This is a genomic window from Kitasatospora sp. NPDC059088, from assembly GCF_042738155.1.
Lineage (GTDB): Bacteria > Actinomycetota > Actinomycetes > Streptomycetales > Streptomycetaceae > Kitasatospora.
On record NZ_JBHYGR010000017.1, the window covers coordinates 1 to 23018 of the forward strand.

Annotated in this window: 19 protein-coding genes; 3 read left to right on the forward strand and 16 right to left on the reverse strand. The window is 74.7% G+C overall.

Features of this window, described 5'->3' with window-relative positions:
• A partial coding sequence (locus ACFWXO_RS10420; RefSeq protein ID WP_380523171.1) for a LamG-like jellyroll fold domain-containing protein occupies positions 1-1385 on the forward strand: 1385 nt, incomplete at its 5' end.
• 209 nt (positions 1386-1594) lie between these two features.
• Positions 1595-2146: a hypothetical protein gene (locus ACFWXO_RS10425; RefSeq protein ID WP_380523172.1), complete on the forward strand. Its 552-nt coding sequence runs from the start codon at positions 1595-1597 to the stop codon at positions 2144-2146.
• Positions 2147-2199: 53 nt separating this feature from the next.
• Here the strand turns inward: ACFWXO_RS10425 and ACFWXO_RS10430 are convergent, their stop codons facing one another.
• From ACFWXO_RS10430 to ACFWXO_RS10440, 3 genes are read right to left on the reverse strand one after another with little or no spacing between them, the layout of a single operon-like run.
• On the reverse strand, positions 2200-3162 hold the full coding sequence (locus ACFWXO_RS10430) for an aldo/keto reductase (protein WP_380523173.1): 963 nt from the start codon (positions 3160-3162) through the stop codon (positions 2200-2202).
• A 34-nt stretch (positions 3163-3196) separates the two neighbouring features.
• Entirely contained in the window at positions 3197-3823 is a 627-nt protein-coding gene (locus ACFWXO_RS10435) for a phosphatase PAP2 family protein (protein WP_380523221.1), read from the reverse strand.
• A complete protein-coding gene (locus ACFWXO_RS10440) occupies positions 3739-5130 on the reverse strand; it encodes a diacylglycerol/lipid kinase family protein (RefSeq protein WP_380523174.1) in 1392 nt (463 codons plus the stop codon). Before ACFWXO_RS10440 ends, ACFWXO_RS10435 begins: the two co-directional genes overlap by 85 nt.
• 458 nt (positions 5131-5588) lie before the next feature.
• On the opposite strand from ACFWXO_RS10440, the gene ACFWXO_RS10445 reads away from it, so the two are divergent.
• Entirely contained in the window at positions 5589-8882 is a 3294-nt protein-coding gene (locus tag ACFWXO_RS10445; protein WP_380523175.1) for a BTAD domain-containing putative transcriptional regulator, read from the forward strand.
• Between the two features lie 40 nt (positions 8883-8922).
• On the opposite strand, the gene ACFWXO_RS10450 is transcribed toward ACFWXO_RS10445, so the two are convergent.
• The 13 genes from ACFWXO_RS10450 to ACFWXO_RS10510 all read right to left on the reverse strand — a co-directional run bounded on the left by ACFWXO_RS10450 (position 8923) and on the right by ACFWXO_RS10510 (position 22757).
• Positions 8923-9957: a ketopantoate reductase family protein gene (locus tag ACFWXO_RS10450; RefSeq protein ID WP_380523176.1), complete on the reverse strand. Its 1035-nt coding sequence runs from the start codon at positions 9955-9957 to the stop codon at positions 8923-8925.
• 6 nt (positions 9958-9963) lie between these two features.
• Entirely contained in the window at positions 9964-11211 is a 1248-nt protein-coding gene (locus ACFWXO_RS10455) for an acetyl-CoA carboxylase biotin carboxylase subunit family protein (protein WP_380523177.1), read from the reverse strand.
• 98 nt (positions 11212-11309) lie between these two features.
• Positions 11310-11798: a flavin reductase family protein gene (locus ACFWXO_RS10460; protein ID WP_375887320.1), complete on the reverse strand. Its 489-nt coding sequence runs from the start codon at positions 11796-11798 to the stop codon at positions 11310-11312.
• Complete coding sequence (locus ACFWXO_RS10465) at positions 11795-13108, reverse strand: ATP-grasp domain-containing protein (protein WP_380396593.1); 1314 nt, start codon at positions 13106-13108, stop codon at positions 11795-11797. Before ACFWXO_RS10465 ends, ACFWXO_RS10460 begins: the two co-directional genes overlap by 4 nt.
• The gene (locus ACFWXO_RS10470; protein WP_380523178.1) at positions 13105-13977 is read right to left on the reverse strand and encodes an NAD(P)-dependent oxidoreductase; all 873 of its coding nucleotides are present in this window, start codon (positions 13975-13977) and stop codon (positions 13105-13107) included. Before ACFWXO_RS10470 ends, ACFWXO_RS10465 begins: the two co-directional genes overlap by 4 nt.
• 26 nt (positions 13978-14003) lie before the next feature.
• Positions 14004-15245, reverse strand: coding sequence for an MFS transporter (locus ACFWXO_RS10475; RefSeq protein ID WP_380396591.1), 1242 nt, complete (start codon positions 15243-15245; stop codon positions 14004-14006).
• Positions 15245-16246 (reverse strand): diiron oxygenase, encoded by a 1002-nt coding sequence (locus tag ACFWXO_RS10480; protein WP_375887310.1) that lies wholly within the window; start codon positions 16244-16246, stop codon positions 15245-15247. The genes ACFWXO_RS10475 and ACFWXO_RS10480 overlap by 1 nt, the downstream gene beginning before the upstream one ends.
• Positions 16243-17544 carry a diaminobutyrate--2-oxoglutarate transaminase gene (gene ectB / locus ACFWXO_RS10485; protein WP_380523179.1) on the reverse strand — a complete coding sequence of 434 codons (1302 nt, stop codon included), beginning with the start codon at positions 17542-17544 and terminating at the stop codon, positions 16243-16245. Before ectB ends, ACFWXO_RS10480 begins: the two co-directional genes overlap by 4 nt.
• A complete protein-coding gene (locus tag ACFWXO_RS10490; protein WP_380523180.1) occupies positions 17541-18506 on the reverse strand; it encodes a 3-methyl-2-oxobutanoate hydroxymethyltransferase in 966 nt (321 codons plus the stop codon). Before ACFWXO_RS10490 ends, ectB begins: the two co-directional genes overlap by 4 nt.
• On the reverse strand, positions 18496-19665 hold the full coding sequence (locus tag ACFWXO_RS10495) for a pyridoxal phosphate-dependent aminotransferase (RefSeq protein ID WP_380523181.1): 1170 nt from the start codon (positions 19663-19665) through the stop codon (positions 18496-18498). Before ACFWXO_RS10495 ends, ACFWXO_RS10490 begins: the two co-directional genes overlap by 11 nt.
• Before the next feature lie 41 nt (positions 19666-19706).
• Entirely contained in the window at positions 19707-21062 is a 1356-nt protein-coding gene (locus ACFWXO_RS10500; protein ID WP_380396588.1) for an LLM class flavin-dependent oxidoreductase, read from the reverse strand.
• A gap of 80 nt (positions 21063-21142) precedes the next feature.
• Positions 21143-21397 carry a hypothetical protein gene (locus tag ACFWXO_RS10505; protein ID WP_375887298.1) on the reverse strand — a complete coding sequence of 85 codons (255 nt, stop codon included), beginning with the start codon at positions 21395-21397 and terminating at the stop codon, positions 21143-21145.
• A gap of 376 nt (positions 21398-21773) precedes the next feature.
• The gene (locus ACFWXO_RS10510; protein WP_375887295.1) at positions 21774-22757 is read right to left on the reverse strand and encodes a zinc-binding alcohol dehydrogenase family protein; all 984 of its coding nucleotides are present in this window, start codon (positions 22755-22757) and stop codon (positions 21774-21776) included.
• Positions 22758-23018: the final 261 nt, after the last annotated feature.

Here is a 23018-nt window from a genome sequence, read left to right on the forward strand (position 1 = left end):
CCGGCACCGTCCTGGCCACCGACAACCAGGGCCAGCCCGTCAACGACCCCACCGGCAAGCCCCTGATGGTCCCCACCCTCACCGGCATCGCCACCGCCACCAAGATCGGCGGGGTGCCCAGCGACACCTGGACCACCCTCGGCTCGGACGGTGACATCACCGGCAACGGCAACGCCGCCCTCTGGGGCACCAAGGCCGACGGCTCCATCGACATCTGGTGGGGCAAGGTCACCACCCCGGGCAACCCGACCGCCGGCTACACCTGGCAGGTCGGCCCCAACACCATCGCCAACACCGCCGTCAACCCGTCCCAGTGGGTGCTCGACGGCCGCACCAGCGGCGACACCGGCGACACCAACAAGCTCTACCGCAACGGCGACGACCCCAAGAACAGCTACCCGACCGGGGCCACGCTGACCGCGGACCACAACCGCACCGCCAACAAGGCCACCGCCTTCGACGGAGCGTCGGTCTACCGCACCACCGCCCCCGTCAACAGCGGTCTCGACACCTCCCGCAGCTACAGCGTCTCGGCCTGGATCAAGGTCAACAACCTCGACAACTTCCAGACCGCCGTCTCCCTCACCGGTGACGTGGCCAGCCCGTTCTACCTGCAGTACTCGAAGACCTTCCACAACTGGGCCTTCGTCGCCCCCAGCAGCGACAGCACCAACCCGACGGCCTGGTACTCCGCCTACGACCGCAGCGGCCGCACCAACGCCACGGTCGGCCAGTGGACCCACCTGACCGGCACGTTCAACGCCGACACCTCGACCATCACGCTGTACGTCAACGGCGCGGCCGTCGGTTCCGACAAGATGCCCAGCGGCTGGAAGCCGGCCCCCGGCAGCCTGAACGCCGGCGGCGCCGCCTACAACAAGTCCGCCGCCAGTGACCTGGTCAACGGCGCGATCAGCGACGTCCGGGCCTACCCGTACGCGCTGACCGACCAGCAGGCCAACACGCTCGCCACCACCGACTCGGCCATCCAGATCCGCAGCGCTGTCGACAGCCGCAAGTGCCTGGACAACTGGGGCGGCAACGCCGGCGCCCAGCTCCGGATCTACGACTGCTGGAACGGCGAGGGCCAGCACTTCGTGATGACCAAGGACAACCGGATCAAGATGCCGATCTCCGGTCGCTGCCTCGGCACCGCGGACGCCGCGGCCGTCAACGGCACCCCGGTCGTCGCGCAGGACTGCGGCAGCAACCCGGCCTCCCAGGCCTGGGTCCGCCGCTTCGACAACTCGCTGTACAACCCGACGTCCGGCCTCTGCCTGGACCTCAACGGCTGGAACACCGCCAACGGCCAGGGCCTGGACGTCTGGCAGTGCGCCGACCAGGGGAACCACCACTGGATCTTCGAGGCCCAGCAGACGGTGTAACACCCGCAGGACCTCGTCACCGCACAGCGCTGTCCCCCGTCGGGAGTCCACCCGGCGGGGGACGGTGTCGTTCGGGCGCCCGGCGCCGGACCTCCCCGGGGATTTTGCTCCGGCACCACCCGGTGTGATCAACCTGCTTCTCCGAGTAAGGTCCAGCCACGGCCGGGTACCGGTCGGTGACGAACCCTCCGGAGCCGAGGAGTGCGAGCGTGCCCGAGCAGGACCGGCAGGCAGGCCAGTTCGAGCACCTGCGGCCGCGGATGCGGGCCCTCGCGTACCCGCTGCTGGGCTCGCACGCGGAGGCGGAGGTCGCGGTGCGGGAGGTGTGGGTCAGGCTCGGCCGGATCGATCCGGAGGAGGTGGCGGACCTCGCCGAGTGGTTGGCCACGGTGACCGGGCGGGTCTGCCTGGGCCTGCTGGGTGCGCGGGACGCCCGGCCGCGGCGGGCGCCGGAGGCGGTGGCCGGGCCCGCGCGCCCGGTGCCGTCGGACGGGTCGGTCGGGCCCGCGCTGCTGGCCGCGCTGGAGGCGCTGGCCCCGGCCGAGCGGGTCGCCTTCGTGCTGCACGAGGTGTTCCGCCTGCCCGTCGACCTGGTCGCGACCGCCCTCGACCGGACCACCGCGGACACCCGCGGGCTCGCCGAGCAGGCCCGCCGCCGGGTGCACGGGCCCCGTGCGACGGGTGCCGGGGGCAGCCCGGCCGGCCCGCGGCGGTGGACGTTCTCGGTGCGGCGCCCCGCCACGGGGACCGGGCGGCACTGACGGCCCGGCGGCCCGGCGGCCCGGCACGGGTCACTGCGGCCCAGCTGCGCCGGTCAGCTGCCCGCGGTGTCCAGGCGGTGGCGCTGGTCCGCGTCGAGGACCAGGTCCAGGGCGGCCAGGCTCTCCTCCAGGTGGGCGACCGAGCCGGCGCCGATCACCGGGACGGTGGGGACGGGGTGCCCGATCAGCCAGGCCAGGACGACCTGGTTGACGGTGGCGCCGGTCTCCTGCGCGACCTCGGCCAGGGCCGCGAGCCGGGCGTCCGTCCCCGGCCAGCGGTACTCCTCGCGCAGGGGGCGGTCGGGGCGGGTGTAGGAGCCGCCGAGGAGCGGCGAGTAGGCGAGCAGAGTGAGGTCCGGCCGGTCCGCGAGGTGGGCCAGCAGGGCCCGGTCGGCGTGCCGCTGGATGCCGAGGTCCGCGCCGGGCCGGGGCTGGAGGTGGCTGTGGCGCTGCTGGACGCACCGGTAGCCGGGCCAGCCGCGCGCGTCGGCGAGGTCGTTGGCCGCGGCGAGGTCGGCGGCGCGGTGGTTGCTGCAGCCGAGGGCGGTGACCTTGCCGTCGGCGACCAGGCCGGCGAAGGCGCCCATGGTCTCCTCGACGGGGGTGGCCGGGTCCGTGACGTGGGCGTAGTAGAGGTCGATCCGGTCCGTGCCGAGCCGGCGCAGGCTGCCCTCGGCCGCGCTGCGCAGGGCGGGGGCGGAGAGGCCTTCGAGGTGTTCGGGGTAGGGCAGTCCGGGGACGGGACGGGCGCCCGCCTTGGTGGCGAGGACGAGCCGGTCGCGGTTGCGGCGGCGGGCGGTCCAGCGGCCGAGGAGTTCCTCGCTCTCGTGGCCGGTGCCGCCGGGGGCCCAGAACGCGTAGTTGTTCGCGGTGTCGATGAAACTCCCGCCGGCCTCGGTGAACCGGTCGAGGATCGCGGTGGCGGTCCGCTCGTCGACGGTGGTGCCGAAGGTCATCGCGCCGAGGCACAGCGCGCTGACCTTCGGTCCGTCAACTCCCAGGCTGCGGTGCAGCATCGGTGGTCCCCTCCCCTGGTCCGAGGGATCGACCCTACGGCGTCCGCCGCCCGGCCGCGAGCACGATCCCGGCGCAGGTACCGCCCAGCAGGGCGCCGGCCAGGACGTCGCCCGGGTAGTGGACGCCGGTGTGCACCCGGGAGTAGCCGACGGCGGCGGCGAGCAGGCCGAGCGGGGCGGCGGTGGCGGGCAGCAGGGTGCCGACGGCGGTGGCCAGGGCGAAGGCGGAGGCGGTGTGGCCGGAGGGGAAGGAGGCGCTGGCCGGCATCGGGACGTGCCGGCCCAGCACCACCCGGGCGGCCTCCCGGTCCGGGCGGGGCCGGCGGACCAGCTGCTTGCCGAGGACGTTGGCGGTGAAGGAGGCGAGGGCGACGGCGGCCGCGCCGGTGAGCCCGGCGCGGCGGCAGCGGCCGGGGACGAGGGCCAGGGCGGCGGCGACGGAGAGGTTGATCTTCGAGTGGTCGGCGGCCGCGGAGAGGGTGCGCAGGGCGGAGTCGAGGGCGGGGGTGTCGGTGGCGGCGACGGCGGCGTAGAGCGCCGCGTCGAGTGCGGTGAGGTCGCGCAGGACCGGGCCGGTCACCGGTGGCCCCCGGAGGGCCGGGCGGCCCGCGCCGGGTGCGTGCCCGCCCCGGACAGGGCCAGCCGGGTGACGTCGCGCCAGTCCAGCGGGTGGGCGTGGGGCCGCTGGGCCGGGTCGGCGCCGGGGCGCTCGCGCGGGACGCGGACCCGCAGGGCGCGGTGCCGCAGGGTGCAGACCACCGGGGTCGGCAGGGTCAGCGCCTCGCCGTCGACGGCGACGGCGATCTCGGGGACGTCGGCGTGCACGGTGACCTGCCGTGCCGAGAGCAGGGTCAGTGCGGCGGCCCGCTCGCCGAGCAGGACGAGTTCGGCGGCCTGGGCGGCGCCGTCGACCCGGACGCCGACCACGCCCAGCAGGCCCTCGTCCAGCCGGGGGCGGCGGCCGAGGTCGACGGGGTCGGGGGCGGCGTACGGGTTGTTGCTGACGAGCAGGGCCTGCGGGGCGTCGATGCGGTGCCCGTCGGCGCGGGCGGTGAGCGTGGGCCCGGCCTCGCCGGTCAGCAGGTCGGGCAGGGCGCCGAGGGCGGTGGCGGTCTTGGCGTCGCGGTACTCGGGGCTCTGCACGATCTCGGCGTAAGCGCCGAAGGAGACGGTGTTGACGAAGGTCCGGTCGCCGACCCGGCCCAGGTCGACGGTGAGTTCGACGCCGTCGCGGAGGGCGTCGAGGCAGGTGGCGGGGTCGGTGCGGTCGAGGCCGAGGTCCATCGCGAAGTGGTTGCGGGTCCCGGCGGAGACGACCAGGAACGGCAGGCCGTGTTCGGCGGCGACGGCCGCGACCAGGGCCTGGGTGCCGTCGCCGCCGGCCACGCCGAGCAGGTCGGCGCCGTCGGCGATCGCCCGGCGGGCGAGTTCGGCGACGTCCTGCTCGGCGGAGGTGTCCAGCAGCACCACCCGGGCGCCCAGTTCCTCGGCGCGCCGGACCAGGTCGAAGCGTTCGACCTTCCCGCCGCCGGACTTCGGGTTCATGATCAGGACGGGCTGCCGCGGCGGCGGGGTCTCCCGGGCGGGCATCGGGCGCGGCGGCCGGGCGGCGCGCAGCGCGGCGCGGCCGCACGCGAGGGCGGCGAGCCAGAGGGCCACGGCGGCCACCGTGAGCGCCAGCACCCCGGTGTCGTAGGCGAGCAGGACGCCGGCGGCCGGCGCGGCGACGGCCAGCAGCGCGCCGATCAGCCGCCACAGGGCCCGCCGGGTGATCGCCCACCAGACGCCGACGGCGGTGACCACCAGGCCGACGAACTCGGCGAGCAGCACCAGCGGCCCGTGCGGGCCGGTGAAGGCGAGCACGACCACGGCGGCCAGTGCGCACAGCAGGGCGAGCCGCGCGAGTCGGCGCGGTCGGCGCCGGTCCACCACGTCCGCCACGTCCCCCGCACCCTCCACGTCCGCCATACCCTTCACCGACCCGCTCCCCGTCGACCCACCCGCCGTCGACCTCGACCCGCTCGCCATCGGCCCGCCCTCCTCCGTTCGGCCCCGTCCGGTCCGGTCACCGTAACCTGAGGGCCCGTTCGGGGCGCGTCGAACGGGCCGTGCGGCGCGGCCGGTTCAGGGGCCCGGCGGGCCGCTCCCGAATGTCCAAAAACAATTCCGGGGCCGCCCGCCGGGGGCCCCGCCCCGGAGAATCCGTCCGGACGCCCCGACGAAGCCGGCACGTGTACGAAGCATCTGCGTCAGCCATGGTCAGCCCAGGATCACGTACGATAGCGCGGGGGTTATGGCGAGAATTCGCCGGGCGTACAGAAACCTCCCGCACGGACTGTCCGGTTAATGCTGTGACTGTAGTGTCCACGGGGGAATCTGGTGTATACCAATACGCTGAGCGCGTTTCGGTTGACGGGGAGGAAGGCATGCTGCTACGGCTGCTGGGGTCGGTCGAACTGGTCCATGAGGGGCGCTCGCTGGACCTGGGGGGCCCGCGGCAGCGGGTGGTCCTGGCGATGCTCGGACTGAACGTCGACCGGACCGTCTCCACCGAACAGCTGATCGACGCGGTGTGGGGGGACGCACCGCCGACCACGGCCCGCGGACAGATCCAGGTCGCCGTCTCCACCCTGCGCAAACGTTTCACCCAGGCCGGCCGGCCGGAGGCGATCACCACCCGCTCCCCCGGCTACGCGCTGGAGCTGGAGCCCTCCGACGTGGACGGCCTGGAGTTCGAGCGGCTGGTCGCGCTCGCCCGGGAGGAGGGCGGCGCGGGCCGCGTCGAACGGGCGGCCGCCACCATGCGCGAGGCGCTGGCCCTGTGGCGCGGACCGGCGCTGGACGGGGTGCCCGGCGAGCTGGCCCAGCGGGCCGCGACCCACCTGGACGACCGGCGGCTGACCGTCCTGGAGGAACGCGTCCGGCTGGACCTGCTGCTCGGCCGGCACGGCGAGCTGGGCGCCGAACTCGCCTCGCTGACCGCCCGCCACCCGCTCCGGGAGCGGCTGTACGGGCACCTGATGCTGGCGCTGTACCGCTCGGGCCGGCAGGCGGACGCGCTGGAGGCGTTCCAGCGGGCGCGCCGGGCCCTGGTGGAGGAGATCGGCATCGAGCCGGGCCAGGAGCTGCGGGAGCTGGAGCGGGCGATCCTGTGCCAGTCCCCCGGACTGGACCTGCCGGGGCACCGCGACGGGCACGCCCGGCACGCCGCCGCCGACCCGGCCGCACCGTCGCTCGCCCCCGCACCGGCGCCCGTACCCCCGGTGCCCCTGGTGTCCGTGGCGCCGCTGTCGCCGCCCGCCGACCGGGGCACGGCGGACCCGGGCTCCGCTCCCCCGCCCGCGCCCACGGCTCCCGCCGCCGCCGCGCACCCCGGCAACCCCGGCCACCTCGTCCACACCGGCCAGGCCACCCACACCACCCACACCGTCCAGGCCACCCTCACCACGCACCCGGCACACCCCGCCGCCGAGGCCGCCTTCCGCCTCACCCCCCGCCAACTCCCGGCCAGCATCAGCGACTTCATCGGCCGCCGGAGCCAGCTCGACGAGATCAAGAAGCTGATCGTGCCCTACGCCGGCACCCAGGCCCCCGGCTACGCGGTGCCGATCGTCAACATCTGCGGCCCGGGCGGGGTCGGCAAGTCCGCGCTGGCGGTGCGCGCCGCGCACGAGGCCGGCGCCCACTTCCCGGACGGCCACCTCTACGCCGACCTGCACACCCCGACCACCGAGCCGGGCGCCCCCGGCGAGGGCGGTGAGGGCCGGACCGGGACGCTGCTCGCCCGCTTCCTGCGGGCGGTCGGGGTGCCGGCCAAGGCGATACCGGAGGACCCCCAGGAGCGGGCCGAGATGTACCGCAGCCGGCTGGCCGACAGCCGGGTCCTGGTGGTCCTGGACGGGGTGACCAGCGCGGAGCAGGTGACGCCGCTGCTGCCGGGCAGCGCGAGCTGCGCGGTGCTCGCGACCAGCCGGGTCCGGCTGTCCCGCGTCCCGGGGATCCACCGGGTGGACGTCGAGGTGTTCGACATGTCCAACGCGCTGGACCTGCTCGCCGGGATCATCGGCAGACCGCGGGTCCAGGCCGAACTGGACACCGCCGTCGAGCTGGTGCACCTGTGCGACGGGCTGCCGCTGGCGCTGCGGATCGCCGGCGCCCGACTGGCCTCGCACCCGCACTGGCCGGTGGAGCGGCTGGTCCGGCGGCTGCGCAACGAGCGCCGCCGGCTGGACGAGCTCAGCCACCACGGCCTCGAACTGCGCTCCACCATCAGCCTCACCTACCGCGCCCTGCCGCCCTCGGCGCAGCGGCTGTTCCGGCTGTTCTCCCTGGTCCAGCTGCCGGACGCGCCCGCCTGGATCGCGGCGGCGCTGCTGGACTGCGATCCGTACACCGCCGAGGACACCCTCGACCTGCTGGTCGAGGCCCAGGTGATGGACATCGTCCAGTACCCGAACCAGCCGGGGCCGCGCTACCGCTTCCACGACCTGGTCCGCGCCTACGCCCACGAGCAGCTGGTGGCCACCGAGGACGCGGCCGAGCGGGAGGCCGCGCTGACCCGGATGCTGGGCGGCTGGCTGGCCCTGGCCGAGGACGCCCACCGCCGGGAGTACGGCGGCGACTACACCGTCATCCACGGCACGGCCGAACGCTGGCGGCCGCCGCTGGAGGGCCGCTCCGGCGCGGCCGGGACCGGGGTGGACGGCTGGGACACCGAGCGGCTGGCCCTGGTGACGGCCGTACGGCAGGCCGCCGCGGCCGGGCTGGACGAACTCTGCTGGGACCTCGCGCTCACCTCGGTCACCCTGTTCGAGGCCAAGGGGCACTTCGACGACTGGGAGGAGACCTCCCGGCTGGCCCAGGAGGCGGCCGTCCGGGCGGGCAACACGGTCGGCCGGGCCGCGATGCTCTACTCGCTCGGGACCCTGCACATGTTCCAGACCCGGCACGAGCAGGCCCAGGAGCACTTCGCGCTCGCCCGGGAGCTGTTCGAGGCGGCCGGGCACGACCACGGCCGGGCCCTGGTGCTGCGCAACGACGCCTTCCTGGACGGGGTGCGCGGCGACGACCTGGCGATGCGGGAGAAGTACGACGAGGCGCTGACCGTGATGCGGCTGGTCGGCGACCGGATCGGCGAGGCCCACATCCTGCGCAGCCTGGCCGGCTGGTGGATGACGGCGGGCCGGCCCGAGCAGGCCCGCACCCTGCTGGAACAGGCCCTGGTGATCTGCCGGGCGGAGCACTGCGTCCGGGTGGAGGCCCAGGTGCTGCAACGCTTCGCCGAGCTGCACCTGTCGGCCGAGCGGACGGACCTGGCCGAGGACGCCCTGCGGGAGGTGCTGCGGATCGTCCGGGCCGGCGGCGACCGGATCGGCGAGGCCTACGCGCTGCACGGCCTCGGCACGGTGCACCGCCGGGAGGGCCGGCTGGACGGCGCGGTGGACACCCTGACCCGGGCGCTGGAGCTGTCCCGGCAGGTCGGCGAGCGGGCCGTGGAGGGCCGCTCGCGCTACGCGCTGGCCGAGATCGCGCTCCGCCGGGCCGACCGCGCCCAGGCCGCCGGGCACCTCAAGGCCTGCCGGACGCTGTTCACCGAACTCGGTTCCAAGCCCTGGCTGGAGCGCACCGAGGACCTGCTGGCCGAGTCGCGGCGCAGCCCCGAACCGGCCGCCGAGGCCGGACCGGCGCTGCGCCTGGGGAGCCGCCCGGACCGCTGCTGACGGCGGACCACCGCCCGGCCCGTCCTGCCTACTGCCCTGCCTACTGTCCTGCCGCGAGGGGCTGTTCGTCCGCCGCCCGCCCGATCAGCTCGGCCAGCTCCGCCACGGCCAGGCTGCCGGGCTCGCGGCGCTCCCGCACCCAGCGGTGCACCAGCTCCTGGAGCAGCTCGTTGACCGGCGTCGGCACCCCGCAGCCGCGCCCCAGCAGCACGACCTCCCCGTTCAGGTAGTCCACCTCGGCGGACCGGCCGCCCCGCTTGAGGCTCTGCCAGGTCGAGCCGTGCCCGGCCCCCGGGTCCGACGGCCGGCGCTCGACCGCGCCGAGGCGCAGTTCGGTCAGCTCCTCGGGCGTCGCGAACGCGATGCCCGAACGCTCCAGCACCGCGACGGCCTCGGCCCGCGCCCGGACGGCCAGCTCCGCGGATTCGGCCCCGGGCCGCTGCCCGCACAGCGCGTCGACGGCGTTGGCCAGGTTGTCGACCAGCTTGCCGTACTTCCAGCGCAGCACGTCCTCGACCACCTCGGCCCGGAAGTCGGCCGCGGTGAGGTCGGCGGCGATCTGCCGGACGGTGTCGTCGGCGCCGTCCGGGTAGCGGCCCAGGGCGAGGGCGCCGGTGCGCGGCCCGCACCAGGTGCGCACCTCGCCCGGGGTGAGGAAGGCGGCCGGCAGTACGACCATGGCGCCGTACACCCGGCGGAAGTGCCGCAGCGCCAGCCGCTCGTTCTCCACCCCGTTCTGGAGGCAGACCAGCGGCAGCCGGGCGCCGGCCCGCGCACCGGCCGGGCCGACCGGGCGGTCGGCCCAGTCGGCCAGCGCGGCCGCGGTGTCCTGGGTCTTGACGGCCAGCAGCAGGACGTCGCCCTCGCGCAGCTCGACCTCCTGCGGACCGGCGGCCACCGGGATCCGGGCGGTGTCCGCCCCCGCCGGGCCGTGCACGGTCAGCCCGTGCTCGCGCAGCGCCGCGCCGTGCTCGCCGCGCGCGACCAGGACCACCTGCCGCCCGGCCCGGTGCAGCCGCGCGCCGACCACGCCGCCGACCGCCCCGGCGCCGATCACGATGTACCGCTCGTCCATCGACTCCTACTCCTCCCAGCTGATCCCGTTCGCGTACCACGCGGCCAACTCATCGGCGTTGGCGGCGATTTCGGCCGCGTCCCGGCCAATGATCACATAGCCGCCGAGGTAGTCCCCGGACTTCTCGCCGCCGTGGTAGCGGTGTCCGACCGTGCCCTTGATCCGCTCCTCGACCACGAAGGACGGCGGGTCCTGCGGCAGCCCGGTCAGCCGGCCCTGCCCGGGGTAGAACAGCACCCAGCCGCCGGAGCCGCCCGGCGGCACGGCCCGCAGCTCCTCGGCCCGGGGGATCCGCTCGCCGAGCTGGGCGGCGAACCAGCGCTGGTCCAGGTCGAAGCCGGTGGCGGCGCGGATCGCCCCGGTGGTGCGGGCCCCGCCGGTCCGGCTGGCGACCTCGCAGAGCACCAGGCGGTCGTCGGGGGTGAGGAAGACCTCCAGGTGGAAGTTGGTGCAGTCCGGCGTCGGGAGCACCGCCAGCACCGTCTCGGCGTACTCGATCAGGCGCTCCACCAGCGGCTCGCCGCGGTTCATCTGGGCCGAGCCGAGGTAGCCGCCGGAGTGGAAGGTGAGGCAGTCGTTGAGGTAGTGCGAGACGAACACGGCGACCAACCGGCCCTCGGTGACCAGGCCGTCGACGACGTACATCCGGCCGTCGACGAAGCGCTCCACCTCGGCGTGCTCGGGCAGGCCCCCGGCGAGCAGTTCGGTGAGGTCGGCCTCGTCGCGCAGCACCACGGTGCCCTTGGAGCCGGAGCCCAGGGCGGGCTTCACCACCACCGGGTAGCCGTGCTCGCGGAGGAAGCCGAACAGGTCGAGGGCGACCCGCACCGGCGCGAACTCCGGTACGTCCAGGCCCTTCTCGCGCAGCATCGTCTTCATCAGGACCTTGTCGCGGAAGGCCAGGGCGCTGTCCCAGTGCTGGCCGGGCAGGCCGAGCAGCTCGCGCAGCCGGGCGGCCCGCAGCACGTCCCGCTCGCCGCGGGCGATCACCGCGGCGAAGTCCTGGTCGGCCAACTCCATGGCCACCCGCTCCAGTTCACTGCCGCCGTGGTAGCCGGAGATCGACCGGGCGGCCGGCAGGTGGGCGTACTGCGGGTACTTCTCCTCGGAGACCAGCAGGGTCAGCCGGACGCCGAGTTCGGCCGCCCAGACGTCGTACGGGGTGTCGGCGTGGTCGCTGTCCACCAGCACCAGGGCGTGCGGGGCGGTCGCCCCGGTGGCCGGCTGCTGCGGCGGTCGTGCTTCCGTCTCCATTGCTCCTCCAGTCGGATGGTGGGCGGGGGCCGGCTCCCGGCCGGGGTCAACTCCCGACGGGGTCAACTCCCGCGCCGAGGTCAACTCCCGCGCCGGGGTCAGCTCCTGGCCAGGGCGGGCTGGTCCACCGGCTGCATCACGCCGTGCAGGTGGACCAGGCTGTCGCCCGGCGCGCCCCGGCGGACCTCCGTGACGGCGGCCGTGACCACGTGGTGGTCGCCCAGGGTGCGGACGTCGTGCCGGGTGCAGACCAGCCAGCTCAGGCAGCCGTCGAGCAGCGGGACCTGGTGCGGCCCGGGGTGCCAGCGGGTGTCCGGGCCGAAGCGGTCGGCGCCCGGGGTGGCGAACAGCCGGGCCAGCTCCTGCTGGTGGGCACCGAGGATCTGGACGCCGAACCACTCGCTGTCCCGGACCCGCGGCCAGGTGCTGGACGTCTCCGCCAGGGCGAAGGAGACCAGGGCCGGGCTGGCGCTGACCGAGGTGAAGGAGGTGATCGTCACCCCGACCGGCCCGGGCGCGGTGAGCACCGCGATCCCGGCCGCGTGCGGGCGCAGCGCGGCGCGCAGTTCCTTGGCGTCGACGCTCACTCGGCGGCCCCCGGGCCGGGGGCCGGGGCGGCGCCGACCAGCCGGTCCGGGCGGGCCGCGATGGTGGCCAGGGTGCGGGCCGGCGGGCCGGTCTCGGCGGGCGCGGTCCGGATCGCGATCCGGGCGGCGAGGGCGCTCGCCCGCTCGGCCGCGTCCCGGCCGTCCCGGCCGCGGGCCAGCACCAGGCCGCAGCGGTCGTAGGACCAGGCGATCGGCACCACGGTGTCGCCCGGGGCGACGCTCACCGAGGCGTCGACGACCGCCGGGTCGGCGAGCACCCCGTCCAGGCCCTCGACCGAGGCGACCACGCCGGGTTCGGCGGTCAGGAAGCGGATCGAGGCGCCGCAGGACGGCTCCCCGGGCCGGACCGGGTCGGTGCGCCCGGCGTACCAGAGGAAGGCCAGGGCGTCGGTGTCGATCCCGTAGACCTCCTTCACCAGGTCGGTGATCCGGTCCCCGCCGCGCCGGCTGTGCGACTCGACCAGCCGGGGGCCCTGTTCGGTGAGGATCACCTCGGTGTGCGCGGGGCCGTCGGCCAGGCCGACGGTGTCGAGCATCGCGAAGACCAGGTCCTCGACCCGGCGGGCGGTGGCGTCCTCCAGCGGGGCGGGCTGGGTGTGGCCGACCTCGACGAAGGAGGCGAGCTTCTCCTTGGCCGTGAAGGCGAGCACCACGTGCCGGCCGGCGTAGCTGAAGGTCTCCACGCTGATCTCGGTGCCCGACAGGAACTGCTCCATCAGGAAGGAGTGCAGTCCGAAGCCGGCCGCCCAGGCGCCCGCCTCGTCGACGGCGGCGAGGTCCTCGACGAAGCGCACCCCGAGGCTGCCGGAGCCGTAGCGCGGCTTGATCACGGTCGGGCCGTGCTCGGCCACGAAGGCGCGGATGTCCTCGGTGCCGTGCCCGATCCGGGCCGCGACGGCGTCCACGCCGCGCTCGGCGAGCAGGGTGCGGAAGGCCAGCTTGTCCTGGAGCACCTGGACGAGGTCCAGCCCGTTGCCGGGCAGGCCGAGCCGGGTGGTCGCGGCGGCGGCCGGCTCCAGGCCGTCCTCGATGATCGAGACCACCCGGACCAGCGGGCGGGACCGGTGCACGGTGGCGAGCAGTTCGGCGACGGCGGCGGGCTCCCGGTAGTCCGTCAGGTAGGCCTCGGCGACGTGCGCCAGGCCGGCCGGGTCCAGCTCCTGCGGCCCGTACACCCAGACGATCTCGAAGCCCGCGGCGCGCACCTTGCGCAGGGTGGCGGGGGTGCCGCCGATCACGGCGATCCGCGGCGCGGGCGCGCCCTCGGCGGGGCTGGTGCGCTCGCTCATGACCGCAGCTCCCGTCCGGCCTCGGACTCCAGCCAGCGGACCAGCTCGACGTTGTCGGCCTGCTCCGGCAGCTTCTCCCGGGCGTCCTCCCAGAGCGCCCGGCAGGCCCGGCCCAGGTCGGAGCGGCCGCCGGCGTCCGCCAGCAGCCGGTCGGCGATCCGCAGGTCCTTGAGCATCAGCCGCAGGGCGAAGCCGGAGTCGAAGGTGCCGGTCAGCACGTGCGCCGGGAACTTGGTCTCGGAGGCGTGGTTGCGGCCGGTGGAGGCGTTCACCACCTCCAGCATGACGGCCGGTTCGAGGCCGAACGCCTGCCCCGCGAGCAGGACTTCGGCGGTGGCGGCGAGGCTGACCGAGGACAGCAGGTTGTTCAGCGCCTTCAACGCGTGGCCGGCGCCGGACGGGCCGACCCGGTACACCCGGCCGAGGGCGGTGAGCGCCGGCTCGGCCAGGTCGAGGGCCTGCGGGTCGCCGGCCGCCATCAGGGTCAGCTCGCCGCCGCGGGCCGCCGCCGGGCTGCCGGAGACCGGGGCGTCCACCACGTGCACGCCGTACCGGGCGGCCAGTTCGCGCAGTTCCCGGGTGTCGGCCGGGTCGCTGGAGCCGGTGTCGACCAGCACCGAGCCGGCCGCCATGGCCGGCAGCAGCTGCTCGGCGACGGCCCGGACGGCGGCGCCGTCCGGCAGCATGGTGACCACGACCGGCGCGGCCAGGCCGGCGGGCGCGGCCGCGGCGGTGATGCCGCTCTGCTCGGCCGCCCGTTCGGCGGCGGCGGCGTCCAGGTCGAAGGCCGCCACCTCGAAACCGGCCTCGGCCAGGCGCCGGCACATGCCGCCGCCCATCGTCCCGAGTCCGGCGAATCCGATCCGCATGGTCGGTCTCCCTACGTTCGCATCCATCACGTTGTCGTCAATTCGGTTTCCCGGGCCGGGAGTTTGGCGTGCCCGGCGAGCGCGACCCGCTCCGCCGCGGCGCCGGTCAGCGCGAACACCGCGGCCGCGCCGATCCAGCCGACCGCGCCGGAGCCGAGCAGCAGCCCGGTGACCACCACCGGTCCGAGCACCCGCTGGCCGGCCAGGCCGAGGCCGAACACGGCCAGGTAGCGGCCGCGCGCCTCGGGCGGGGCGAGCTCGATGGACAGGCTCCAGGTGGCCGAGGTGCTGACCACCTCGCCCACCGACAGCGCCACGATCGCCAGCACCAGCATCAGGACGGACGCCGCGCCGTGCACCGCGCCCGCCGCGGCGAAGCACAGGCTGCAGGCGGCCAGCGCGATCCCGCCCCACAGCAGCATCCGGCTGCTGCGCCGCACCTCGTCGGCGAGCCGGCTCACCGGCAGCTGGGCGACCACCACCAGGACGGTGTTGAGCGCGTACAGCACCGACACGGTGGCGTGCGGGGCGGTGGTGTGGTCCAGCACCCAGACCGGCATCGCCACCAGCAGCAGCACGTCGAAGAAGGACAACAGGAAGTTCAGGCCGGTCAGCGCCAGGTAGTGGCGGTCCGGCAGGGCCCGGGGGCCGCCGCCGACGGGGGTGGCGGCGGCGGCCGGTCGGGGCGGGGCGGGCACCCGCAGGACCAGGACGGCGCCGCCCAGGAACGCCGCGGTGATCAGCACCATGGTGATCCGGTACGCCTCGACGGTGTCGAGGGTGAGCGTCACCCCGCCGGCCATGGCGCCGAGCCCCAGGCCGATGTTGCGCACCACGTTGACCAGGCCGAGCAGCCGGCTGCGGTCGCGCTGCTGCGGCAGCGCGGCCGCGACCAGGGCCTGGAGCACCGGCGGGCCGGCCCGGTCGAAGGCCACCGAGAAGAGGGTGACCAGCAGGTACTGCCAGAGGTCCGTCACGAACGCGAAGGCGAGGAAGCAGAGTCCGCGCCCCGCGTACACGGTGGCGAGCACCCGCCGGGCGCCGTGCCGGTCGGCGAGCACCCCGGCCAGCAGCGAGCCGGCCAGGGCGGCGGCGCCGGCCACCGCGAGGCCGGTCGCCACCTGGTTGGCGGACAGCCCGACGTGCCGGGTGAACCAGGCGATCGAGCTGGCCGTGAACAGGCCGATGCCCAGGGACTGGACGAGTGCGGCCAGGGCCAGTCGGCGCCCTTCGGCGGAGAGCTCCCGCAGACCGACCGGCCGCCGCATCACTCGACCCCGAAGTCGAAGTCGACCAGTTCGGTCAGCTCCATCTCGCGCACGATCCGGCGGATGCCGGAGAAGTCGCGCACCAGCAGGTTGCTGCCCGCGGCCCGCCGGCAGTCCTCGACGATCTCGTCGGCCTTCTCGAACCCGGCGTGCTTGAGGATGCCGGGCCAGACCGCGAAGTCCTGGGCGACGAAGGCGTTCAGGGCCTCGGGCAGGGCGCCGACGAAGGCCCGCTGCTGCTCCTTGTTCAGGTGGGTGTAGAGGCCCTTGGCGACCTCGACCATCACGGAGGAGTGGGCGGACTCGTCGCGGGCGTGCAGCCGGGGCACCAGCGCGTGCAGCGGCTGGACGGTCTCGTCCCGGGAGAGCAGCTCCAGGTAGGCGTTGACGCTGATCTCCGAGACGGTCGTCCAGACCAGCTTGAGGAGGTCGCGCTCCCACTTCTCGGAGACCTTGGCCTCGGCCTCCAGCAGCCGCCGGTAGGTGACGGTGTGCGGGTAGGCCGGCTCGGCGGTCACCTCGCGCAGCTCCCGGGTGCGCTGCATGGCGACCATGTGCATGTAGGTGTGCCACACCTCGTCGACGTGGGTCTGCTGCACCGCCCGCTTGGTGTGCACGCCGTCGGCGCCGGGGAAGACGCCGTGCATGATCATCGCGAAGGTCGGGTTGGCGACGTACTCCTCGGCCGCGATGACCCGCTCGTTGTAGACCAGCCAGGCCAGCGTCTGCACGGTCCGCCGCTGCTCCGGGGTGGCGGCCAGCCAGAGCGGGTGCTCGGCGAAGGGCAGCAGCCGCTCGGGGTAGTCGGGCAGCGCGGCGTCGTACTCCGCGGGGTCGGGGTCGGTGATCCGGTCCAGGTCGGTGCGGACGGTGGCGCGGCGCGGCCAGGACGCGGCGAGCCGGCGCAGCACCGTCTCGTCGATGCCGTGGGCGTGGTCGTCGGGCCCGTCCGCGGCCTCCGGGGCGCCGGGGGTGTCGAGGTCGTGCAGCAGATCGGTCATCGGTCCTCCTCCTTGCGGGACACCGCGTCGATGACGTCGGCGAGCAGCGTGATGCCGTGCGTCAGCCGGTCCTCGGCGAGCACGATCGGCGGCATGATCTTGAGCACCTGGCCGCGCGCACCGGTGGTCTCCACCAGCAGCCCGGCGGCGAACGCGGCGCGCGAGACCTTGTCCGCGAGGGCGGGGTCGGTGAAGCCGAGGCCGCGGATCAGGCCCCGGCCGCGCGGGGTGCAGCCGAGCGCGGCGAAGCGCCGGGCGAGGTCGGCCAGCAGGCCGTCCAGCACCTTCACCCGGGCGGCCAGGCCCTCGGTGAACGCCGGGTCGGCCCAGTGGTCCAGGACGGCGGCGGCGGTGACGAAGGCCAGGTTGTTGCCGCGGAAGGTGCCGCTGTGCTCGCCCGGGCCGAGCTGGTCCAGCTCCGGCTTGACCAGCACCAGCGCCATCGGCAGCCCGTAGCCGCTGATCGACTTGGACAGGCACACCAGGTCCGGGGTGATGCCGGACTCCTCGAAGCTGAAGAAGGTGCCGGTCCGGCCGCAGCCGGCCTGGATGTCGTCGACGATCAGCAGGATGTCCCGCTCCCGGGCGACCTGCGCCAGCCGGCGCAGCCACTCGGGGGTCGCGGTGGCCAGGCCGCCCTCGCCCTGCACGGTCTCCACCACGAAGGCCGCGGGCTTGTCCATGCCGCTGCCCGGGTCGTCCAGCATCCGGGTCAGGTAGTCGATGGTGTCGACGCCCTCGCCGGCGAAGCCCTCGTACGGCATCCGCACCACGTTGCCCAGCGGGACGCCGGCCGCGTCGCGCTTGAAGGCGGTGGCGGAGGCGGCGAGCGCGCCGAGCGAGAGGCCGTGGAAGCCGCCGGTGAAGGCGACGATGTCGGTGCGGCCGGTGACCCGGCGGGCCGTCTTGAACGCGGACTCGATCGCGTTGGTGCCGGTCGGGCCGGTGAACTGGACCCGGTAGGAGAGGCCGCGCGGGGCCAGCACGACCTCCTGGAAGCGCTCCAGGAAGCGGCGCTTGGCGCCGGTGTGCAGGTCCAGCCCGTGCACCGGGCCGTCCGCGAGCAGGTAGTCCACCAGTGCCTGGCGGGCGTCGGCCGGGTTGTGACCGTAGTTCAGCGCGCCGGCACCGGACAGGAAGTCCAGGTACTCGCGGCCGTCCTCGTCCCACATCCGGTGCCCGCTGGCCCGGGTGAAGACCGCCGGGAAGCGCCGGCAGTAGGTGCGGATCGCGGACTCCAGCTGGTCGAAGACCTCGGTGCCGGAGGAGGGGCCGGTGGGCAGGGTGGTGGTCGTCATCGGGCGCTCCAGGGCTCGGTCGCGGAGATCCGCTCGGTCTCCTCGGGGGTCAGGACGGTGCGCGGCGACAGCGGGAAGCTGCCGTCCAGGGTGAGCCCGATCAGCTCGCGCAGGCGGTCCGCGATCAGGTCCGGGGTGTAGCGGGTCGGGGCCTCGGCGGCCTCGATCACCGCGGTCGGCGGGAAGAACCGGCCGCCGCGGGCCGGGCGGACCACCGCGTCCCAGACGTTGAGGCTCTGTCCGCCCCACTCGGCCCGGCCGCTGAACACCGAGTACAGCGGGATGCCGGCGGCGTGCGGGCGGCTCAGCGCCCGGTTGACGGGCTCGCTGACCATCTCGACGATCAGGCCGGCCGCGCCCGCGTCCCGCACCCGGCGGGCCTGGGCGAACATCCGCTCCGCGTCCTCGACGCTGTCGCCGTGCCGGCTCAGCTCGCCGCGCTGCGGGGTGTAGCCGAGGTGGCCGAGGGTGGTGCCGCCGGTCCGCGCGAGCGCCTCCAGGCAGTCGAGGTCGCCGTCGCCGGCCAGCTCGACCTTCACCGCGTCGGCGCCCGCCGCCCGGAACCGCTCGCCGGCGGCGAGGGCGGCCGCGGGGCTCGCGGTCGCGCCGTCCGGCAGGTCGGCCAGCAGGAAGGGCCGGCGGTGGGCCGGGAAGTGCGCGTCGATCGCCTCGCGCACCTCGGCGACCAGCCCGGTCAGGGTGGCCATCGCCCACTCGCGCTCGGCGTCGTCGGCCAGCGCGGTGCTCGGGCGGCCCAGGTGGGTCATGAAGTAGGAGTCGCCGACCATCACGCACTCCAGCGGGCAGTCGGCCAGTTCGGGCGCCTCCAGCGCCCGGGCCAGGCCCTCCACCTCGTAGCCCCGGTAGGCGTTGACCTTGAGGCCGACGCGCGACGGCGCGTCGTAGCGGCGCAGGAACGGAGCCAGGCCGGAATGCTCCAGGACCACCGTGTCAGTGCTCATCGATGCCCTCCCCGTAGATCTTGTTGATGCGGTCGATCGCCTCCGCCACCAGCGGCGGCGTGGCGGCGGTGAAGCAGAGCCGGGCCCAGTCGGCGCAGTGGGCGCCGAACACCCGGCCGGGGGCCAGTCCCACGCCCAGTTCGGCGCAGCGGCGGACGAAGCGTTCGCCGTCGCCGTAGGCGGCCAGGTCGAGGAAGGTGTACAGCCCGCCGGAGACCGCGGTGTGCGGGACCTCCAGCTTGGAGTCCGCGAGCCACCAGGCCGCGGCGGCCCGGTCGCGGCGGCGGGTGAGCTCCTCGGCCGGGGTGCGCAGCGCCTCGTACGCGGCGAACTGGGCCGCGGTGGAGACCGAGTAGAGCGAGTGCAGGGACCACTTGGTGAGCGCCTCGGCCAGGCCGGGCGGCGAGACCAGGAAGCCCACCCGGGCGCCCGGCATCGCGTAGGTCTTGCTGCAGCTGTACACCGAGAAGGTGCGCTCGGCGGCCCGCCCGACGGTGGCCGGGTCGACGAAGCCGGTCCGGGTGAAGTCGTAGTTCTCGTAGGCGTTGTCGGCGATCAGCCACAGGTCGTGCCGCTCGGCCAGCTCGGTGAGCGCCGCCAGCTGGGCCTCGCTGAGCCGGTAGCCGGTCGGGTTGTTGGGGTTGTTGAAGTAGATCGCCCGGGTGCGGTCGGTCACCGCCCGCTCGATCACCGACAGGAAGTCGAAGTCGGCGTCGGCGCTGAGCTCCAGGAAGACCGGCACCTCGCGCGGCACCCCGCCGGCCGCCCACACCAGGCCGGTGGCGAACAGCCACTGCGGGGACAGCACCAACACCTCGTCGCCCTGGCCCAGGATCGCGTGCAGCAGCACCGAGATGGCGTGGGTGCCGCCGTTGCCGACCAGCACCTGCGCGGGCTCGACCGGGCTGCCGCGGCGGGCCGCCAGGTGCTCGGCGAAGGCCTCGCGCAGCTGTCGGACGCCGCCGGGCGGGGCGTGCTGGTGGGCGGCGGTGGCGAACTCCTCGGCGTTCCACGGCCGGGGGCGGGCGCAGGGCTCGAAGACCGTCTTGCCCTGGTGCAGGCCGATCGGGGCCAGGTCGCCGCTGCGGCTGAGCAGTTCCTCGACCTGGACCAGGGGCGAGGGGGGAATCTCTCTGAGGTCTCGTGCCAGTGACGGCATGCTCGGATGCTCCTCGGGTTCTCGGATGACGTGCGAGCTGTTCAGACGTTCTCGGCGCGGGCGGCGGCGCCGTGGGCGGGGCGGTCCAGGCCGAGGTTCTCGCGCAGCGTGGTGCCCTCGTACTCGGTGCGGAACAGGCCGCGGCGCTGGAGTTCGGGGACGACGAGGTCGGCGAAGTCGGTCAGGCCGTCCGGCAGCACCGGCGGCATCACGTTGTAGCCGTCGGCCGCGCCGCCGGTGAACCACTCCTCCATCGCGTCCGCGATCTCCTCCGGGGTGCCGATCAGCACCCGGTGGCCGCGGCCGCCGGAGACGGACTGGTAGAGCTGCTTGATGGTCAGCCCCTCGCGCCGCGCCTTGTCGTAGACCAGCCGCTGCCGGCTGGTGCTGCCCTGGGTCTCGGGCAGTTCGGGCAGCGGGCCGTCCACCGGGCTGCCGGAGACGTCGACGTCGCCGAGCAGCTGGGTGAGCAGGCCGAACCCGACCACCGGGTCGACGAGTTCCTGAAGTACGGCGTACTTGTCCTCGGCCTCGGCGCGGGTGCGGCCGACCACCGGGAACAGCCCCGGCATGATCTTCACCTGCTCCGGGTCGCGCCCGTGCGCCCGGACCTGCTCGCCCATCGCCCGGTAGAAGGCCTGCCCCTCCTCCAGGGTCTGGCTGGCGGTGAAGATCACCTCGGCCCACCGGGCCGCGAAGTCCTGGCCGTCGGCGGAGGCGCCGGCCTGGATCAGCACCGGGTAGCCCTGCGGCGGGCGGGCCACGTTGAGCGGGCCGGCGACCGAGAAGTGCTCGCCCTTGTGGCCGAGGACGTGCAGCTTCTCGGGCCGGAAGAACTGCCCGCCGTCCTTGTCGAAGAGGAAGGCGTCGTCCTCCCAGCTGTCCCACAGCCCGGTGACCACCTCCATGAACTCGCGGGCCCGGTGGTAGCGGGCGCCGTGGTCCGGCTGGGAGTCCCGGTTGAAGTTGCGGGCCTCGGCGTCGGTCACCGAGGTGACGATGTTCCAGGCCGCCCGGCCCGCGCTCAGGTGGTCGATCGAGGCGAACTTGCGGGCCAGGTGGAACGGCTCGTTGTAGGTGGTCGAGGCGGTCGCGGCCAGGCCGATCCGCTCGGTGTGCACCGAGAGCGCGGACAGCAGGGTGATCGGGTCGAACTGCAGGAACCGTCCCCAGCGGCTGAGTTCGTCGGCGTCCTGGTACGGCGTGCGGATGCCGACGCCGTCCGCGACGAAGAACATGTCGAACTTGGCCCGCTCGGCCGTGCGCACCAGGTCCCGGTAGTGGCCGAAGTCCAGGCCGCCGTCGGCCCGCGCCGCCGGGTGCCGCCAGGAGGCGACGTGGTACCCGGGGACGAGCATGAACGCCCCCAGCTTCATCATCCGGCGTGTCCCGCCCATGACCTTTTCCTCCCTGTCCGTTGACGATCGGTCCCGACCCCGCGGGTCGTTCACTCGCCCGTCGTTCACTCGCCGGTCGTTCACTCGCCGGGGGCGAACTCCGGCCCGGTCACACCCCAGTGGGTGTCGTCGGTGACCGGCGCGCCCCAGTGGGTGTCGTCCGCGACCGGCACCGGTGCACCCCAGTGGGTGTCGGCCGAGGAGTGCGCCATGCCCCAGTGGGTGTCGTCGACCGACCCGCTGCCCGGGCCGGCGACCGCCAGGACCACCCCGACCGCCATCGCGCCGGCCGCCAGGCCGAGCACGGTGCGGATCATGATCCGGGTCTTCGTCATTGCGCTCTCCCCCATGTGCTGTTCGCTGTGCTGTCGTGCGCCTTCGCCCGGCCCGGGGTGTGGTCCCGGTCCGGTTCCGCCGGGCGGCCCCGGCTGGGACCAGTCCAGACCGGTGCGCTTTCCAACCACCTTTCACGGGGCCTCCGCCGCGGCCCGAGTGTCGAAAGGCGATCAGAAGGACTCCAGAAGGGGGTTGCGCTCACGGCCCCCGGGACGGCGGTTCCGCGTGAGCCTCCGGGCGGGGCCTTCGGACGGGCTTCCGGCCGGGCTCGCGGACGGGAACGCGCGTGCGGGAACGCCGAAGGGCCGCCCCCGCCGGATGGCGGAGGCGGCCCTCGGGGCCTGTCTCTTGGATCTTGGTACGGGCGGCCGGGTATCAGGCCTTGACGCGCAGGACGAGCTTGCCGGTGGAGCCGCGGGCCTCCAGGATCTCGTGCGCCTTGACGGCCTCCTCCAGGGCGAGTTCGGTGGTCTCGATCCGGACGGCGCCGGTGGCGAGCTGGCGGGCGGCCTCCACCAGGTGGCCGTGGACCAGGTCGGGCTGCTGGTCGGCGAGGCCGCCGATGTTGTAGCCGGCCACCGTCTTGGCGGTGTACCACATCTGGTTGGCCTCGTAGGTGTGGTCCTGCTGCGAGGCGTTGCCGAAGACCACGTGGCGGCCGAGCGGGGCCAGCAGGTCCAGGGCCTTGGCGCGCAGCGGGCCGCCGATGGAGTCCAGCAGGATGTCGACGCCGCGGCCGCCGGTCACCTCGGCGAGGCGCTCCTCCAGCTCGTCGTAGGTGAACACCTCGTCGTAGCCGAACTTCTCCTTGGCGAACGCGGCCTTGTCGGCGGTGCTCACCGCGCCGTAGACGGCGCCGGCGCCCAGGTTGCGGGCGATCTGCGCGGCGCCGCTGCCCACGCCGCCGGCGCCGGCCAGCACCAGGACGCTCTCGCCCTCGCGGACCCGGGCCACGTCGTGCAGGATCGCCCAGGAGACCGGCAGGTTGCAGGGGAAGGCGGCCGCGACCGGGCCGGGGATGGCGTCCAGCTCGCCGTCGAGGGCGACGGTCAGCCGCTCGCGGGCCACCGCGACCTCGGCGTAGCCGCCGCCGGCCAGGGTGATCGCGGAGACCCGCTGGCCGGGGCGCAGGGTGGTGACGCCCTCGCCGACGGCGCGGACGGTCCCGGTGACCTCCAGGCCGGGGACGTGCGGGGTGCCGGGCTGGAACTGGCCGCGGCGGAACATCACCTCGGCGAAGTTGACGCCCGCGTACTCCACGTCGATCGACACCTCGCCCGCACCGGGCTCGGGGATCTCCACCTCGACGAGGGTCAGGACCTCGGGGCCGCCGTAGCTGTCGAAACGAATGGCGCGCATGGGAATGCCTCCTGGCTGCTGTGCTGTCGAACTGCTGCTGCTACTGGTCTGCCGGCGCCGCGGCGAGCCGCGTGGACCGCGGCGCACCGCGTGAACTGCCGGGTACTGCGTGAACTTCCGCTCACGGCGGGGTACTTCGGTGGACCGGACCGGTCCGCTTCGAGCCGCTTCGCGCCCTAGCGGGGCGCGTCGAGCCGCCGAACAGCGGACCGGGTCGGTCGGGGGGGGGGCGCCCCCCGCCGGGTGGGGGTCCCGGCCGGA

Bases quoted from the DNA above. Each gene is read 5' to 3' on its own strand.
- ACFWXO_RS10480 (WP_375887310.1), bottom strand. From the start codon at position 16,246: ATGACCGATCTGCTGCACGACCTCGACACCCCCGGCGCCCCGGAGGCC.
- ACFWXO_RS10465 (WP_380396593.1), bottom strand. From the start codon at position 13,108: ATGAGCGAGCGCACCAGCCCCGCCGAGGGCGCGCCCGCGCCGCGGATC.
- ACFWXO_RS10490 (WP_380523180.1), bottom strand. From the start codon at position 18,506: ATGAGCACTGACACGGTGGTCCTGGAGCATTCCGGCCTGGCTCCGTTC.
- ACFWXO_RS10495 (WP_380523181.1), bottom strand. From the start codon at position 19,665: ATGCCGTCACTGGCACGAGACCTCAGAGAGATTCCCCCCTCGCCCCTG.
- ACFWXO_RS10445 (WP_380523175.1), top strand. From the start codon at position 5,589: ATGCTGCTACGGCTGCTGGGGTCGGTCGAACTGGTCCATGAGGGGCGC.
- ectB (WP_380523179.1), bottom strand. From the start codon at position 17,544: ATGACGACCACCACCCTGCCCACCGGCCCCTCCTCCGGCACCGAGGTC.
- ACFWXO_RS10455 (WP_380523177.1), bottom strand. From the start codon at position 11,211: ATGGAGACGGAAGCACGACCGCCGCAGCAGCCGGCCACCGGGGCGACC.
- ACFWXO_RS10510 (WP_375887295.1), bottom strand. From the start codon at position 22,757: ATGCGCGCCATTCGTTTCGACAGCTACGGCGGCCCCGAGGTCCTGACC.
- ACFWXO_RS10470 (WP_380523178.1), bottom strand. From the start codon at position 13,977: ATGCGGATCGGATTCGCCGGACTCGGGACGATGGGCGGCGGCATGTGC.
- ACFWXO_RS10505 (WP_375887298.1), bottom strand. From the start codon at position 21,397: ATGACGAAGACCCGGATCATGATCCGCACCGTGCTCGGCCTGGCGGCC.
- ACFWXO_RS10475 (WP_380396591.1), bottom strand. From the start codon at position 15,245: ATGCGGCGGCCGGTCGGTCTGCGGGAGCTCTCCGCCGAAGGGCGCCGA.
- ACFWXO_RS10450 (WP_380523176.1), bottom strand. From the start codon at position 9,957: ATGGACGAGCGGTACATCGTGATCGGCGCCGGGGCGGTCGGCGGCGTG.
- ACFWXO_RS10430 (WP_380523173.1), bottom strand. From the start codon at position 3,162: ATGCTGCACCGCAGCCTGGGAGTTGACGGACCGAAGGTCAGCGCGCTG.
- ACFWXO_RS10440 (WP_380523174.1), bottom strand. From the start codon at position 5,130: ATGGCGGACGTGGAGGGTGCGGGGGACGTGGCGGACGTGGTGGACCGG.
- ACFWXO_RS10500 (WP_380396588.1), bottom strand. From the start codon at position 21,062: ATGGGCGGGACACGCCGGATGATGAAGCTGGGGGCGTTCATGCTCGTC.